Below are 13,913 nucleotides of genomic sequence, written 5' to 3'. Positions count from 1 at the left end.
GTCGTGCACCGGTGCACGACTCATACCCGAACGTACCCACCCGGTGTGACCCACGCCATAGTGCACGTGGGCGCGGCGAGCAACTGTCCGGAATCTGGACAGTGCCGTGTTCACTCAGTCGAACAGCCCCCGCACGAACGGGATGGTGTCGGCCTGCGAATCGACGAGTGTGCCGCTGTGGTCGGTGGGATAGGTCTTGAACGTGACCGGCTCCCCGTTCGCGGTGAGCGCGGCCACCAGCGCGAACGCCGAGGGCGCGGGAACGTCGATGTCGGTCAGGCCTTGCCCGATGAACAGGGGACGGTCGTACCCGCTCGTCGGGACGCCCATGTAGTCCACGAGCAGTCCGTGGAAGTTCGGGATCTGGTTCAGCGGCTTGCTGAACAGGTCGCCGACCACTACACCGTCCGCGGCGTCGTGAAGGTCGTTGACGCACAGCTGCTCCGCGGCGTTCACGTAGTGGGCGCCGAGCGGGGTGAGATACGAGTCGAGGTCGATGTCGGGGTGCGCCGACCGCAGTCCCGCGAGGATGTAGAACAGGTACGACGTGATGCCGGCGGGGATCGCCGTGGGCGGCACCCCCGGGCCGAGTGGCAGCAGTGTCAGCTCGATGTTCGCGGGCACACCCGTTCCCACAGCCCCCCGGTAGTCGAGCGTCTCGCCGCCGTACTCGGTGGCGTAGCGGGCGGTGGTGATCGCGGCGCCGCCGCCCTGCGACTGGCCGACCACGACCCACTTGTTCGACAGGGACTCGTCGACGGCGCGGGCGGCCTTCACCGAGTCGACGATGCTGTGCGCCTCGACCTTTCCGTCGAGGTACGGCATCACACCTGGTGTGCCGAGGCCGACGTAGTCGGTGGAGACGACGGCATATCCCTGCTCGAGCCAGTGTCCGAGGTACGGGTAGTCCCGCTCGGGGAGCGCGGGCCCGACGAGCGAGGGCGCACAGTCGTCCGCGAGACCGGACGTGCCGTGCGCCCACGCGACCACCGGCCATCCTCCGTCGGGCGCCTCCCCCGGCGGCACGTACACGGCGCCGCTGCTGAGCGCGGGGCTCCCGTCGGACCCGATCGACCAGTAGGTGATTCGCTGCGCGTCGGCGGCACCGGGGATCCAGAGGTCGACGGGCAGAGGCTCGACCTCCACGACGCTCCCCGGCGCGCGTTCGGCCTCGTTCGCGAACGCGGCCGGGGAGGCGAGGCAGGTGCCGCCCACTGTCAGCGATGCGATCGCGACGAATGTCGCGGCTCGCGCCATCCGTACCGAGTGTGTCTTCACCGCTTCAAGATAGAGCGTCCCCGCACGTGAGTGGCAAAGCGTGCAGGAGCACGCTTTGCCACTCACGTGCGCTACGTCTGGGACGCGAGATCCCGTCCCCGGGTCTCGGGGATCGTGACCAGTGCGGCGATCGAGACCGCGACCAGCGCGAGCGCGTACCACTCGAAGAGTTCAGGCGTACCGCGGTCGGCGAAGAACGTCTGGACGTACGCGGCCGTCCCGCCGAACGCGGCCACACCGATCGAGTACGGCACTCCGACACCGGCGGCACGCAACCCGGTCGGGAACAGTTCGGCCATCATTGCCGGCATGACCGACAGGATCGCGCCCATCACGAACAGGGCGATCGCCATCGCGAAGAACAGCGTGACCGCGCTGTGCCCGATCATGGCGTTGAGCGGAAACAGCAGGGCAGCGATACCGATGTTGCCGATGTACAGCACCGGCTTGCGTCCGATCCGGTCCGACAACGCACCCCACAACGGCAGCGACGCAATCAGTACGAGGTTCGCGCCGACCCCCGCCCACAGTGCGCCGGACGGATCGATGCCCCGGACGGCGATCGCGTACGCCGGCGCCGACACGGCCCACACGTAGTAGACGACGGTGCCGCCGACCGTGAAGAACAGGATCTGGAACACCTGCCGCCGGTGCGCCAGGAACAGCTGCCACATCGACTGCTTCGCGGTCTCGTCACCCGACTCCTCGTAGACTTCGGTCTCCTTCATCCGGGACCGCATCCACAACACGAACAGTCCGAGCACGCCGCCCAGCAGGAACGGCACCCGCCAACCCCAGTCGGCCATCTGCTCCGAACTCAGCGTCGTCGTGAGCAGTGCGCCGAGAAGCGTGCCGACGACGACCCCGGTGGTGTTGGAGATGTAGATGAGACTGGACCAGAGTCCACGCCGGGCCGTCGGCGCGAATTCGACGATGTAGGTCTGCGCGGACGGTAACTCGCCGCCGTGCGCGACACCCTGCGCGAGGCGCGCCACGACCAGGACCACCGCCGCCGCGACGCCGATCGTCTGGTGGGTCGGGGTCAGACCGATGACCAGACTGCCGATCGCCGCCAGTCCGACGGCGAGCGTCATCGACAGCTTGCGTCCCCGCCGATCCGACAGCCAGCCGAACAACAGTCCGCCGAACGGCCTGGCGACGAATCCGACGGCGAAGACACCGAACGACGCGAGCAGGTCGGAGACCGCGGAGCCGGTGTGGAAGAACTGCGGGGCGAAGAACGCGGCGAACGTCGCGTAGACGGTCCAGTCGAAGTACTCGATCCCGTTTCCCGTGCCCACACCGACGATCGCGCGCGCCTTCTCCCAGCGCTCGGATCTCTGCTGGACGGTGTTCACGGTCCCGCTCTCGGTGGCGATCTCGGTCATCGTGCGTCGCTCCCCGCCGCCACAGCAGCATTGTCGGAACGGGCCTTGTCCAGGCGTCGAGCGGCCAGTCCGGCGTAGATGGCGGCGGCGTCGGCGAGCACCGCGTCGTCGAATTGCGCTCGGGGCGAATGGTTCATGGGAGCGGCAGCGGGATCGGCGCCGGGCATGCACGCGCCCAGTCCGATGAACGCACCGGGCACTTCCCGCAGGACGTAGGAGAAGTCCTCGGACCCTGCCATCGGGTGCGTGACCGTCTCGTATCGGTCCTCGCCCATGAGGTCGCTGACCACTTCGGCACCGAACGCGACCTCGTCCACGTCGTTGATCGTCATCGGGAACTCGGGGGCCACGGTGACGTCGACCTCGACCCGTTGCGCGGACGCCACCCCCTCCAGCACTCGACGCAGCGCCGTCGGCACCTTCTCGTACGTGGCGGGCGAATAGCACCGGACCGTCGCCTCGAACCGCGCATCGTCGGGAATGATGTTGTGCCGCGACCCTGCCTGCACGTTCGCGACCGTCACCACGACGGGGTCGAACACGTCGAACGTCCGAGTGACCATCGTCTGCAGCGACGTGATCATCTCGGCCATCGCGGTGATCGGATCCCGGGCAGTCGACGGGGACGATCCGTGTCCGCCCGCCCCGCGCACCGTGACGGTCAGCTTGTACGACGCCGCGAGCAGCGTGCCCGCCTTGGAGAAGAACCGCCCCTGTGGCTTCTGGCAGGAGAAGACGTGCATGCCGTAGGCGGTGTCGGCGCGGCGCCCGGCGGCGTCGAGCACACCCTCGTCCACCATCACCTTGGCGCCGTCCCACCCCTCCTCGCCGGGCTGGAACATCAGGACGACGTCACCCGCCAACTGGTCGCGATGACGGCTGAGCAGTTGCGCCGCGCCGACCAGCGCAGCGGTGTGCAGATCGTGCCCGCATCCGTGCATGGCTCCGTTCTGCGCCGCGAAGTCGAGTCCGGTCTGTTCGGTGACCGGGAGTCCGTCCATGTCGGCGCGCAGCAGCACCGTCTGCGCGGCGTCGATCGGGCGCCTGCCGCCGCGGAGCACCGCGGTCACCGATGTCGTGTTCGTTCCCGTCGAGATCTCGAGCGGCAGGCCGTCCAACGCCTCGAGGACACGTTCCTGCGTGCGCGGCAGGTCCAGTCCGACCTCCGGTTCGCGGTGCAGTACGCGACGCAACTGCACGAGGTCGCCCTGGAGGGCGCGGGCGTCGTCCACGAGATTCATTGCTCTCCCTTATGTCGGTGGTCACTTTCTCGACCGAATGCGTCAGTGGTCATATGCTGTGATCCGCGGAACGACGGACCGCCGAGAACGTCGAAAACGATCATCTGTACTGACTCAGAAAGTGTTCTATGCGTGAAATGCTGACAGAATCCGAGCTTTCGCTCATTCACGCGTTGCAGATCCGTCCGCGGGCGACGTGGTCCGAGCTCGCCCCGATCCTGCGGACGACGTCCGCGACGCTGGCGAGGCGGTGGGAGTCGATCACCGAGCGGGGACTGGCCTGGATCACCGCGTACCCCGCGCCGATGACGGGCGCCGGTGCATTCACCGCCATGATCGAGGTGACGTGCGATCTCAGCGGCACGAAGGCGCTGGTGGAGGCCCTCACCCGCGACCCGCGGGTGGCGTCGATCGAGCATGCCGCGCGCGGGCGGGACCTCATCCTGACCGTGCAGACGGGATCCCTGCACGAGTTGTCGGACCTGGTGCTCGAGGAACTGCCCGGCCACCCGAGCGTCAATTCGACCCGGACCCACACGTGCACCGCACTCCACGCCGAGGGCAGTCGCTGGCGCCTCGATTCCCTGGATACGGCACAGTCCGCCGCGATCGCCGCACTGGAGAACACCTCTCCGCAGTCCGGATCGGCTCGGCCGGAAAGCCTGACGGACGAGGTCGCCCGCGCTCTCGTCCGCGAACTCACCCGGAACGGCCGGGCGTCCGCGCGCGAGATCGCCTCGGTCATCGACCGGCCGGCATCGTCGGTTCGCAGGCAGCTCGCGGGCTTGCTGCGCTCCCGTGCGGTGGTGCTGCGCTGCGACGTGGCCCAGGACGCGACGCGGTGGCCCATCACCGTCACCTGGTGGTGCCGCCTGCCCGTGCGCGCACACCGGGAAGTCGTGGAGATCGTCAACACCCGGCCCGAACTGAGGTTGTGCATGTCGCTCACCGGACCCGCGAACTTCCTCGTCAGCATGTGGGTGCCTTCGCTGCCCGACCTGTTGCGGGTTCAGGAGTGGCTGGAAAGTCGAGCCCCCAGCCTCGAGATCATCGACTCGTCGGTAACGCTCCGGTCGCGGAAGCGGATGGGGTGGGAACTCGACACCCACGGCCGCGCAACCGGTTATGTCACCGCGCACGGCGGCTGACCACTACGGTCGAATGCGCCACCATCGGACCGGCTGGAGCAGGTGATCACCGTGACCTCTACCGCGAAAACGTCGACTACCGGCGAGCGTGCCGACTTGCTGGAGTCGCTGGCGAAACACCGCTACTTCCTCCGCTACTCCGTCCGGGACCTCACCGACGAGCAGGCGGCCCAACGCACGACGGCGAGCGATCTGTGTCTGGGCGGACTCGTCAAACACGTGTCGGACGTCGAACGGGTGTGGGCCGACTTCATTGTGCGCGGCACCGATGCCGTGCGCGGCGGTCCCGCGGACGGCACCGGCACCGACAATCGCGAGAAGGAGTTCACACTCCGCGAGGACGAGACGCTGGCCGACGTCCTCGACCGGTACGCGAAGGTGGCGCACCGGACCGACGAGATCGTGGCCTCGCTGCCCGACCTCGACATCTCGCATCCGCTGCCGAGAGCGCCGTGGTTCGAACCGGGATCACGCTGGTCCGCCCGCCGTGTCCTCCTCCACATCATCGGCGAGACTGCGCAGCACGCCGGGCACGCCGACATCATCAGGGAAGCTCTCGACGGGTCGAAGTCGATGGGCTGAGTCAGCCGCGTGTGCGAGCCTCGATGAGGAAGCGGGTCGAGTGCGCCACGAACGGGCCCTCCGCCTCGATCAGCTCATGGAGCTCCCGCAGCCGCTCGAGGTACTGCTGGACGGTGAAGCCGGGCACCATCCAGATCACTTTGCGCAGGAAGTAGATGACGGCACCGATGTCGAAGAACTCGATCCGCAGGGATTCGAAGCGGAGATCGACGACGTCGAGACCGGCGGCCTGAGCGTCCGCACTCTCGTCCTCGTAGTGGCGGCCACGCCGCACCTTCCCGGGTTGCGGCCCCAGGAAGTACTCGACGAGTTCGAAAACACTCGCATGCCCGACGTGCTGCGAGAAGTACGTGCCTCCGGGTTCCAGGACGCGGGCGATCTCGTCCCACCACACCGTGGCGGGGTGCCTGCTCGTCACCAGGTCGAAGGCGCCGTCGGCGAAGGGCAGCGGCGGCTCGTCCGGGTCCGCCACCACCACCGCACCGAGCGGGTGCAGCAGCGCCGTGGCCTTCGCGACGTTGGGCGGCCACGATTCCATCGCCACCATCACAGGAGGCATCTTCGCCGCACCGGCGAGGACCTCCCCGCCCCCGGTCTGGATGTCCAGAGCGGCATTCGCGCGCGCGAGCCGTTCACCCATCAGGCGCTGATAACCCCACGACGGCCGCTGTTCGGTGGCCCGGCCGTCCAGCCAGGAGAAATCCCAGCCGTCCACCGACACGGATTCCGCCTCGGCCACCAACTCCTCGAATGTGCGTGCCATGCCGGGAAGCCTGACAGAAAGTCCCGGATCGATCGAGCGGATTACCGGGGGAAGCACCGGCCCGTCACCGACGTTGACTCAGACATGACCGTCCCGGAACACCGCGCCCGAATCGCCGAGGAGCGCGCCGACGCCGAGCGCCGCATCGCATCGCTGACCGGCCGTTTCACCGCGATCGTGGAGGGTTCGGAATTCACCACGGACGACGACGAACACGACCCCGAGGGCTCGACCATCGCGTTCGAACGAGCCCAGGTGTCGGCGCTGCTGGCCGACGCGCGGCGTGAGGTCGAGGATCTGGCGGCGGCGCAGCAGCGACTCGACAATGGGACGTACGGTCTCTGCGTTCGGTGCGGCCTGCCGATCGCCGATGTGCGACTCGACGCGCTACCTGCCGCGCAAACCTGTATCGACTGCGCCGGCTAGCCCGTGTCGCCGGCCAGGAGGGCTCCCCATTCCCGGGTGGCCACGTCCCGTGCCCGTCGATGGTCGTCTGCGGCGGGGTGCACGCCGTCGGCGAGGTCGGCGAGGGCTTCCGCCAGATCCCCGACATCGACCTGATGCCGCATGGAGGAATCGAGTAGTTCGTCGAAGGCCTGGTCCGCGCTGTACGAGCTTCCGCGCGCGGTGGTCAGGATCTGTACTGCAGCGTCCAAAGCGGACAGGTGCCGTGTCGCGCGGGTGTCGCGGTGAGCTTCGATCGTCAATCTTCCGCCTCTGAGGTGTCGCCACTGGGCGTTGCCGGTCTCTTGTGACCACATCACATCACGATCCGGGCGTCCGCGTTGCCGAATCGAGACCGTGTCCGAAAGTTGTTTCTCGCCAGCAGGATACGAACTCCGGGCAAGATACTTGTAACTCTCGTTACTACTTCAGGGTACTACCCGTCGGTAGGTCCGGGCGGCGCCACATTTCTGAATGGCTCCAGAACAGCGGATCGAAACCGAACAGTTCGGCCATTCCGGAATACTGGTTTCCGGGTGGAGGTCTCCGCCCGACGCGATCGGACGGCCGTGCGCCGCGCAGTCCCTGTGGACCCGTGTGACCAGAACTGTTCAGAATCGGGATGATTGACGTGAAACTCGTCGTCGACCTCAATCGGTGCCAGGGTTACGCGCAGTGCGTATTCCTCGCACCCGGCGTCTTCACCCTGCACGGAGAAGAGGCTCTTCTCTACGACGCGGGCCCCACCGACGACGAACGCGACCACGTGGCGCAAGCCGCCGCCGCGTGCCCGGTGCACGCCATCACCACGGACATCCCCGACCGACACGATGGGCAGTGACGTGCGGATCGTCATCGTCGGAGCGTCGCTCGCGGGCCTGCGCGCCGCGGAGGCACTGCGGGGGCAGGGCTTCGACGGTTCCCTCACCCTGATCGGCGACGAACCCTACGAGCCGTACGACAGGCCCCCGCTGTCGAAGGCCGTGCTCCTCGGAATCATGCCGCCCGACCACGCGGCGCTGCCCTTCCGCCCGGACCTCGACGCGCAGTGGCGGCTCGGCGTGCGGGCCACCAGTCTCGATCTGGAGCACAACCGGGTGGTTCTCAGCGACGGCGACACCGTCGAGTTCGACAAGGTGCTGATCGCGACCGGCGTCCGCGCCAGGCCGTGGTCGAACTCGTCCGAGGCCGCACTCGACGGCGTCTTCACCATCCGAACCTGCGACGATTCACGCCGGCTGAACGAGCGACTGTCCGCCGGACCACGTCATGTCCTGGTGATCGGGGCCGGATTCACCGGCTCGGAGATCGCGTCGGTGTGCCGGGAGCGCGGGTTGTCCGTGACGGTCACCGAACGCGGCCCGGCACCGCTGGTCGGCGCGCTCGGCGGAGTGGTGGCGGCGGTCGCGGCCGACATGCAACGCGACCACGGCGTCGACCTGCGCACCGGCGTCACGGTGACCGGGCTCGACGGGGACGGCAACGGGCAACTGCGCCGTGCGCATCTGTCGGACGGGACCACACTCGACGTCGACGTGGCGATCGTCGCGCAGGGCAGCATCCGCAACACCGACTGGCTGTTCGGCTCCGGTCTCGCCGCCGGGCCCCGGGGAGTCACGTGCGACGCCGGTTGCCGGGCGTTCGACATCAACGGCATCGTCACCGACAACGTGTTCGTCGCCGGTGACGTTGCGCGGCAACCGCATCCGCTCTACGACTACCAGCTGCTGGCACTGGAGCACTGGGGTAACGCGATCGGTCAGGCCGAGGTGGCAGCGCACAACATGATCCACGACGGTCTCCGCCGGCGGCCGCACCTGGAGATTCCGGCGTTCTGGTCCAGCCAGTTCGGCGTCAACATCAAGTCCGTGGGTATCCCCACCTACTCCGATCAGGTGGTGATCACGCAGGGTTCCGTCGCCGACCGGCGATTCGTGGCGGCGTACGGCTTCCGCGGACGCGTCACGGCCGCTGTGGCGTTCAATCAGGGTAAGTGGCTCGACTTCTACCGGGGACTGATCGAGTCGGCGGCCGCGTTCCCCCCGGACTTCGACGTCATGGACCGGGCGGAGCCGTTCGAGGTGCGTGCGTCGGAGTTGCCGGACCCGGCCGTTCTCAGCCACGGACCCACCGTCGCGGTGACCGGCCATCTGCCCACCGAACGTCGCGTCGAGTTCGTCTCGCTACCGAAGTAACAGGGAGAGTGTCCATGTCGCGTGCGCAGCTGTTCCAGCGGATCACCGACCAGGCGAGCCGGCCGAATCCGTATCCGCTGTACGAGGAACTTCGTGAGACCCGGGTGGCGCCGCAGGACAACGGCTCCTACCTCGTCGGACGATACTACGACGTCATGGCGCTCCTGCACGACCCGAGGATCAGTTCCGATCTGCACAACCGTGGTCCGGGACTTCCCGGCGCGGATCGTGCCGGCGACGGGCCGGAGTCGTTCCTCAAACTCGATCCGCCCGAGCACGATCGGTTGCGCAGACTGACGACGCGACAGTTCGGTCCGCCGCACAGCCCCGACCGAATCGACTCCATGCGTGGCGAACTCGCCACACTCGTCACGAAACTGGTCGACGGTCTGGACGGTAAGGAGCGCATCGACATCGTCGACGACTTCGCCTACCCCTTCCCCGTCACCGTGATCTGCCGACTGCTCGGGGTACCCCACGAGGAGGAACCCAGGTTCCACGCCTGGGCCGACGCGTTGGTGGCAGCCATCGACCCGCGGCGCACCAGCGCCGACAACGAGCAGGTGAAAGTGGCGCAGAAGGCCCAGATGGAGATGGCCATGTTCATGGCAGGTCTCATCGAGGACCGTCGCCGCGATCCCGGCGACGACATGTTGTCGGGGCTGGCCAACGATTCGGGCCCCGACGGTCAGCTGAACACCGTCGAGTTGGTCACCAATTCCATCCTGCTGTTCATCGCCGGACACGAGACCACCGTCAACCTCATCACCAACGGCATGCTGACCTTCCTGCGCAATCCCGATGTTCTCGAACGTCTTCGCGCCGAACCGGAGTTGATGCCGCAGGCTGTGGAGGAACTGCTCCGCTTCGAACCGCCCGTGCATCTCCTGGGCCAGCGGACGCCGATCGTGGACATCGAAATCGACGGTGTCACCGTCCCGAAGGGTTCGCCGCTCGTACTGGCATTGGCATCGGCCAATCGTGATCCCGAACGCTTCGTCGACGCCGACAAGTTCGTCCCCGACCGCACGGACAACCAGCACGTGGGTCTGGGCAGCGGCATCCACAGTTGCTTCGGCGCTCCCCTCGCCCGCCTCGAGGGGCAGATGGCTCTTGCCGAGCTCATCCGCCGCCTCCCCAATCCGCGCCTCGTCGAGGACCCGCCGCCCTACCGGCCCAACCCGGTGCTGCGAGGTCCGCGGCACCTGCTGGTGGACTGTGGGTGAGTTACCGCCGCGCATGGTCGATCAACTCACCGGGGTGATGACGGTGATTGATTCGCGGTCTTCGGGTGGGGTCGATGTGTGGTGGCGGGATCCATTCGGTCCGGCCCGCGTATGCGGAATGGTGGGGCGTGGACCTCGTCGCCCATCCGGCCGGACCGTCGTTGACCTGAGCGTGGCAGGCGTCGCAGACCAGGGCGAGACCCTCGATGTCGGTGTGACCACCCTTGTGCCAGTCCGTGACATGGTGCACCGCACACAGACTCGCCGGTGCCGAGCAACCCGGGCGGGTGCAACCCCCATCCGCGGCGATCAGCGCGAGCCGTTGGTCGGCATTGGCCAGACGACGCCGCCGACCAAGGTGCAGTGGACGACCCGCATGGTCGAATAGCGCGAGCACCGGATGCGCCTCCTCGGCCAGTGCTAATGCGTCCGCGATCGGGAGCAACCCACCGGTGGCGGTCGTGGCCAAGCCCCCGACTGCCTGCTCCAACTGCTCGAGCGTCATCGTGACGATCACCGTGGCAGGTAGACCCCGGTGCCGGCCGAGCACCCCCGACTCGAGCAGCGCCCGGAACACTGCGCTGAACGCATCGTGATTGCGCTGCGCTGCGGTGCGGGTATCGCGGGCGGCCGCCGCCGCCAACAGGTCACGATCGATCGAGGGGTCTTCGCCGTCGCCGGCCGGCGAGTCGGGATCGTCCGGATTGTTCATTCCGGGCCGCGCCCATTTGGCGAGGATCGGATCGAGCATCGCCCGCGCTACGGGATCGAGTTCACCGGAGATTCTCGACATCAGCTCGGTGTCCTGCCGACCGATCGAGATGCCCCGTCGGCGTTTCCGGTCGCGGTCGTCGCCGAGGTTCCCGTCCGGATTCAGGTATGCCAGCAACCGGTGCCCGGCCTGCTCCACATCCTCCGGGGTTCCGCTTCTCGCCAAGTTCGCGAGCACGGTCTCGGCGTCGGCGACCGCGTCGTTGTCGACGGCGTGGGGAATCTTGCGCATCACCTTCGCAATCGCCCGCACATGATCCGTGCCGATGTCACCGTCGCTCTGTGCCGCAGCGGTTTCCGGCGACACCGGTGGCATCGGAACGCCAGCGAGAGTGTGCCAATCCACCCAGCTCGCGGGCGGCGGTGACGCGGGCGGACGCGTCCGCGCCCGAGATCCGGAGCACGTCGATCAGGAGCTTCCTCGGCGACGAATACCCCAGACTCGCCGGGACCGAACGTTCCACGCTCTCCACGACCAATCGGTGTGAGACCGCCTCCGCGCGTCGAAGGCACTGCTCCACCCCACGCATCACCTCGACGAGATCAGAGTCCGACAACTCGGCCAGCCCCGCATCGAGCAACCCGTCCACCGCGGCAGCGAGCATCGACAGATGCTCCGCCACCCGGCTACCCACCGACCCCCCAGTCGAACTCATGTACGAATACTACCGCGGGGGTCCGACAAGTTTCGGACGCGAAACTCGCCTCCCCACCGGACCGATCAGAGCCCGCGATCGCGGAGTGACTCGGACGGCGTCACGCCGTACTTGCGACGGTAGGCGGCGGCGAATCTGCCGGTGTGCATGATTCCCCAGCGTGTCGCGACTTCGGAAACGGTTGCGCAGGCGCCGATTCCGGTGAGGTCGGCGTGAACACGCTCGAGGCGCACGTCGACGAGGTACTCCATCGGCGTCATGCCCACGTATTCGCGGAACCCCTGCTGCATGCGCCGGACGCTCACGCCGACGAGTTCGGCCATCTCCCCCGCGCTCCACGGGCGGGCCGGGTCCTGCTGGATCGCGTCGATGACTCGCTTGACGATGCGCGGCCGGATTCCCGCCGCACCTGCGTCGTCGTCCGGCATCGCGGTGAGCACGAGCGCGGTGGTCAATGCTCCGCACAGTTGTTGCGACACCTGATCGCTGTGCAGGAGAACGCTCTCGCGCAATGCCTGGTCGGCGACGGAACGGACGAACCTCAGCCACTCGGCGCCGGCTCCGGTGCGCAGGTCGAGTTGCCGCGGCAACTCCTGCCCGGGCCGTGCGAGCACGCGGTCCATTTCGCGCTGCAGGTAATCCCGGTCCACCTTGAATCCGATGATCTCGCAGGAACTGCTCCAGTTGGTGATGACGGTGCGGGTGTCGGGCGGGCAGATGGTGGCCAGACCCGGCGTCGAGGTCACTTCCGTGCCGCCGGTAACGGAGACGATGCGGCCGGCCAGGGGGATGTTGATGCCGTACGCACCGGGATGGTCGGACTCGATCGACACGGGCGCGCCGAAACCGATCCGGGCGAGCCTGGACGCGCCCATCTGCGAGGACTCCAGCGAAGACCGCGCCGCGGTGTCCCGCGACAGCGGACGCAGCTCGTGAGGGAAGTACGCGTCCGCGACCACCTCGTGAACCTCGTCCCAGTCGGTGAAACCGGGACCTTCCAGCTGTCCTCGCATGCGTACGTCCGACCTCTCACCTCGCGCCACGACCGCGCATGGGCAACTCCCGACCTTAGCATCGCCTGTGACTCACGTCACTGCAAGTGCCGGCGACCCCCGTCCGGCGAACCCGTTTCGCGTTCCGGATCGCGCCTTCGCAATGCGGATCGACGGACTGTGATGCCCGTCATACGTTGTGCTGGTCCCCATTCGCGGGGGTTACCGCACGAATCGTGCAGAAAGGCGGTCAGGAGAAATGGACCAGCGCACTCTGCGTAACATTTTCGGCCAGTTCGCCAGTGGCGTCACCGTGATCACGTGCGCCAATGCCGCCGGCGAGCCGCACGGCGCGACCGTCACCGCCTTCACCGCCGTCTCGATCGAGCCGCGGCTGTGCCAGGTGACGTTGACCCGGAAGTCGAAGGCATGCAGCTACCTCGGCGATGCGCCGTTCGCGGTGAACATTCTGGCCGCCGATCAGCTCGACACGGCCATGCACTTTGCCGGCAAACCGCAACGGACGGAACCGGCGTGGGACTCCGCGGGCATCGCTCCCGCACTGTCCGGCAACGCGGCCACGCTCACGTGCTCACCCTGGGCGTCCTACGACGGCGGCGACCACATCATCTTCATCGGCGAGATCGTCGACGCCTCCGTCGACGCGACAAAGGACCCACTGCTGTTCTACCGCAGCACCTTCCACGATCTCGGTGCCACCTCGGGCACCACGGCGTGGAACGGCTGCCTCGACGACCCCCACAGCGGATGGTTCGACGCCGCCGCGTCGTTCACTCCGCTCCACCTGCAGCTCGCCCAGGCTGCCTCGTAATCCTGACCGAAAGGAACACCATGACCACCACCGAAGCTGCCCCCGAGAGCGCCGTCGACCGCACGAAGGTCAATGTCGCCGCCGACTGTGAAGCGAACCGGACCGCGAACTTCGCCACCCGTCCGATGACCGGTGACGAGTACATCGAGTCGCTGCGCGACGACCGCGAGATCTACCTGCACGGCGAGCGTGTCAAGGATGTCACCACGCATCCGGCGTTCCGTAACCCGATCCGGATGACCGCCCGCCTCTACGACGCGATGCACACCGGTGAGCACGTCGACACCCTGACCACACCGACGGACACCGGCAGCGGGGGTGTGACGATGCCGTTCTTCCGGGCGCCCAAGAACTCCGACGACCTGCTGAAGGATCGTGACGCCATCGCCACCTGGGC

14 protein-coding genes and 1 pseudogene are annotated in these 13,913 nt (G+C 67.5%); 8 read left to right on the top strand and 7 right to left on the bottom strand.

The features are described 5' to 3' along the window. Positions 1 to 114: 114 nt before the first annotated feature. The 3 genes from AZG88_RS13320 to AZG88_RS13310 all read right to left on the bottom strand — a co-directional run bounded on the left by AZG88_RS13320 (position 115) and on the right by AZG88_RS13310 (position 3,907). Positions 115 to 1,257 (bottom strand): lipase family protein, encoded by a 1,143-nt coding sequence (locus AZG88_RS13320; protein ID WP_061697947.1) that lies wholly within the window; start codon positions 1,255 to 1,257, stop codon positions 115 to 117. Between the two features lie 92 nt (positions 1,258 to 1,349). After that, the gene (locus AZG88_RS13315) at positions 1,350 to 2,666 is read right to left on the bottom strand and encodes an MFS transporter (protein WP_061697946.1); all 1,317 of its coding nucleotides are present in this window, start codon (positions 2,664 to 2,666) and stop codon (positions 1,350 to 1,352) included. Next, the gene (locus tag AZG88_RS13310) at positions 2,663 to 3,907 is read right to left on the bottom strand and encodes a M20 metallopeptidase family protein (protein ID WP_025433253.1); all 1,245 of its coding nucleotides are present in this window, start codon (positions 3,905 to 3,907) and stop codon (positions 2,663 to 2,665) included. The genes AZG88_RS13315 and AZG88_RS13310 overlap by 4 nt, the downstream gene beginning before the upstream one ends. Before the next feature lie 128 nt (positions 3,908 to 4,035). Between AZG88_RS13310 and AZG88_RS13305 the strand changes: the two genes are divergently transcribed. Further along, positions 4,036 to 5,055, top strand: coding sequence for an Lrp/AsnC family transcriptional regulator (locus AZG88_RS13305; protein WP_025433254.1), 1,020 nt, complete (start codon positions 4,036 to 4,038; stop codon positions 5,053 to 5,055). Between the two features lie 42 nt (positions 5,056 to 5,097). Next, positions 5,098 to 5,637 carry a DinB family protein gene (locus AZG88_RS13300; RefSeq protein WP_061697945.1) on the top strand — a complete coding sequence of 180 codons (540 nt, stop codon included), beginning with the start codon at positions 5,098 to 5,100 and terminating at the stop codon, positions 5,635 to 5,637. Between the two features lies 1 nt (position 5,638). Here the strand turns inward: AZG88_RS13300 and AZG88_RS13295 are convergent, their stop codons facing one another. Further along, positions 5,639 to 6,400 (bottom strand): class I SAM-dependent methyltransferase, encoded by a 762-nt coding sequence (locus AZG88_RS13295; RefSeq protein ID WP_061697944.1) that lies wholly within the window; start codon positions 6,398 to 6,400, stop codon positions 5,639 to 5,641. Between the two features lie 84 nt (positions 6,401 to 6,484). On the opposite strand from AZG88_RS13295, the gene AZG88_RS13290 reads away from it, so the two are divergent. Then, positions 6,485 to 6,826 carry a TraR/DksA family transcriptional regulator gene (locus AZG88_RS13290; protein ID WP_005251144.1) on the top strand — a complete coding sequence of 114 codons (342 nt, stop codon included), beginning with the start codon at positions 6,485 to 6,487 and terminating at the stop codon, positions 6,824 to 6,826. On the opposite strand, the gene AZG88_RS13285 is transcribed toward AZG88_RS13290, so the two are convergent. Beyond that, on the bottom strand, positions 6,823 to 7,107 hold the full coding sequence (locus AZG88_RS13285) for an ANTAR domain-containing protein (RefSeq protein ID WP_061697948.1): 285 nt from the start codon (positions 7,105 to 7,107) through the stop codon (positions 6,823 to 6,825). The genes AZG88_RS13290 and AZG88_RS13285 overlap by 4 nt on opposite strands. Before the next feature lie 359 nt (positions 7,108 to 7,466). On the opposite strand from AZG88_RS13285, the gene AZG88_RS13280 reads away from it, so the two are divergent. From AZG88_RS13280 to AZG88_RS13270, 3 genes are read left to right on the top strand one after another with little or no spacing between them, the layout of a single operon-like run. Beyond that, positions 7,467 to 7,685, top strand: coding sequence for a ferredoxin (locus AZG88_RS13280; protein WP_005251142.1), 219 nt, complete (start codon positions 7,467 to 7,469; stop codon positions 7,683 to 7,685). After that, positions 7,675 to 9,039 (top strand): NAD(P)/FAD-dependent oxidoreductase, encoded by a 1,365-nt coding sequence (locus AZG88_RS13275; protein ID WP_025433256.1) that lies wholly within the window; start codon positions 7,675 to 7,677, stop codon positions 9,037 to 9,039. The genes AZG88_RS13280 and AZG88_RS13275 overlap by 11 nt, the downstream gene beginning before the upstream one ends. 14 nt (positions 9,040 to 9,053) lie before the next feature. Further along, positions 9,054 to 10,265 carry a cytochrome P450 gene (locus AZG88_RS13270; protein ID WP_025433257.1) on the top strand — a complete coding sequence of 404 codons (1,212 nt, stop codon included), beginning with the start codon at positions 9,054 to 9,056 and terminating at the stop codon, positions 10,263 to 10,265. On the opposite strand, the pseudogene AZG88_RS13265 reads toward AZG88_RS13270, so the two are convergent. Continuing rightward, a pseudogene (locus AZG88_RS13265) lies at positions 10,162 to 11,641 on the bottom strand (DUF222 domain-containing protein). The gene AZG88_RS13270 and the pseudogene AZG88_RS13265 sit on opposite strands and share 104 nt — an antisense overlap. 116 nt (positions 11,642 to 11,757) lie before the next feature. Next, positions 11,758 to 12,705 carry an AraC family transcriptional regulator gene (locus AZG88_RS13260; RefSeq protein WP_061697943.1) on the bottom strand — a complete coding sequence of 316 codons (948 nt, stop codon included), beginning with the start codon at positions 12,703 to 12,705 and terminating at the stop codon, positions 11,758 to 11,760. A 238-nt stretch (positions 12,706 to 12,943) separates the two neighbouring features. Here AZG88_RS13260 and AZG88_RS13255 point away from each other — a divergent pair, with 238 nt between their 5' ends. Both AZG88_RS13255 and AZG88_RS13250 read left to right on the top strand, forming a co-directional pair. Beyond that, on the top strand, positions 12,944 to 13,516 hold the full coding sequence (locus AZG88_RS13255) for a flavin reductase family protein (protein WP_005251128.1): 573 nt from the start codon (positions 12,944 to 12,946) through the stop codon (positions 13,514 to 13,516). 20 nt (positions 13,517 to 13,536) lie between these two features. Then, positions 13,537 to 13,913 (top strand): 4-hydroxyphenylacetate 3-hydroxylase N-terminal domain-containing protein (locus tag AZG88_RS13250; protein ID WP_331712258.1); only part of this gene is annotated, 377 nt, incomplete at its 3' end.

Source organism: Rhodococcus sp. LB1 (assembly GCF_001583455.1).
Classification (GTDB): domain Bacteria; phylum Actinomycetota; class Actinomycetes; order Mycobacteriales; family Mycobacteriaceae; genus Rhodococcus_F; species Rhodococcus_F opacus.
This window is presented reverse-complemented; position numbering and strand designations above follow the sequence as displayed.

Excerpts from the sequence above, each read along its gene's own strand:
- AZG88_RS13320 (WP_061697947.1), bottom strand. The coding sequence starts at position 1,257 with ATGGCGCGAGCCGCGACATTCGTCGCGATCGCATCGCTGACAGTGGGC.
- AZG88_RS13315 (WP_061697946.1), bottom strand. The coding sequence starts at position 2,666 with ATGACCGAGATCGCCACCGAGAGCGGGACCGTGAACACCGTCCAGCAG.
- AZG88_RS13310 (WP_025433253.1), bottom strand. The coding sequence starts at position 3,907 with ATGAATCTCGTGGACGACGCCCGCGCCCTCCAGGGCGACCTCGTGCAG.
- AZG88_RS13305 (WP_025433254.1), top strand. The coding sequence starts at position 4,036 with ATGCGTGAAATGCTGACAGAATCCGAGCTTTCGCTCATTCACGCGTTG.
- AZG88_RS13295 (WP_061697944.1), bottom strand. The coding sequence starts at position 6,400 with ATGGCACGCACATTCGAGGAGTTGGTGGCCGAGGCGGAATCCGTGTCG.
- AZG88_RS13290 (WP_005251144.1), top strand. The coding sequence starts at position 6,485 with ATGACCGTCCCGGAACACCGCGCCCGAATCGCCGAGGAGCGCGCCGAC.
- AZG88_RS13280 (WP_005251142.1), top strand. The coding sequence starts at position 7,467 with ATGATTGACGTGAAACTCGTCGTCGACCTCAATCGGTGCCAGGGTTAC.
- AZG88_RS13275 (WP_025433256.1), top strand. The coding sequence starts at position 7,675 with ATGGGCAGTGACGTGCGGATCGTCATCGTCGGAGCGTCGCTCGCGGGC.
- AZG88_RS13270 (WP_025433257.1), top strand. The coding sequence starts at position 9,054 with ATGTCGCGTGCGCAGCTGTTCCAGCGGATCACCGACCAGGCGAGCCGG.
- AZG88_RS13260 (WP_061697943.1), bottom strand. The coding sequence starts at position 12,705 with ATGCGAGGACAGCTGGAAGGTCCCGGTTTCACCGACTGGGACGAGGTT.
- AZG88_RS13255 (WP_005251128.1), top strand. The coding sequence starts at position 12,944 with ATGGACCAGCGCACTCTGCGTAACATTTTCGGCCAGTTCGCCAGTGGC.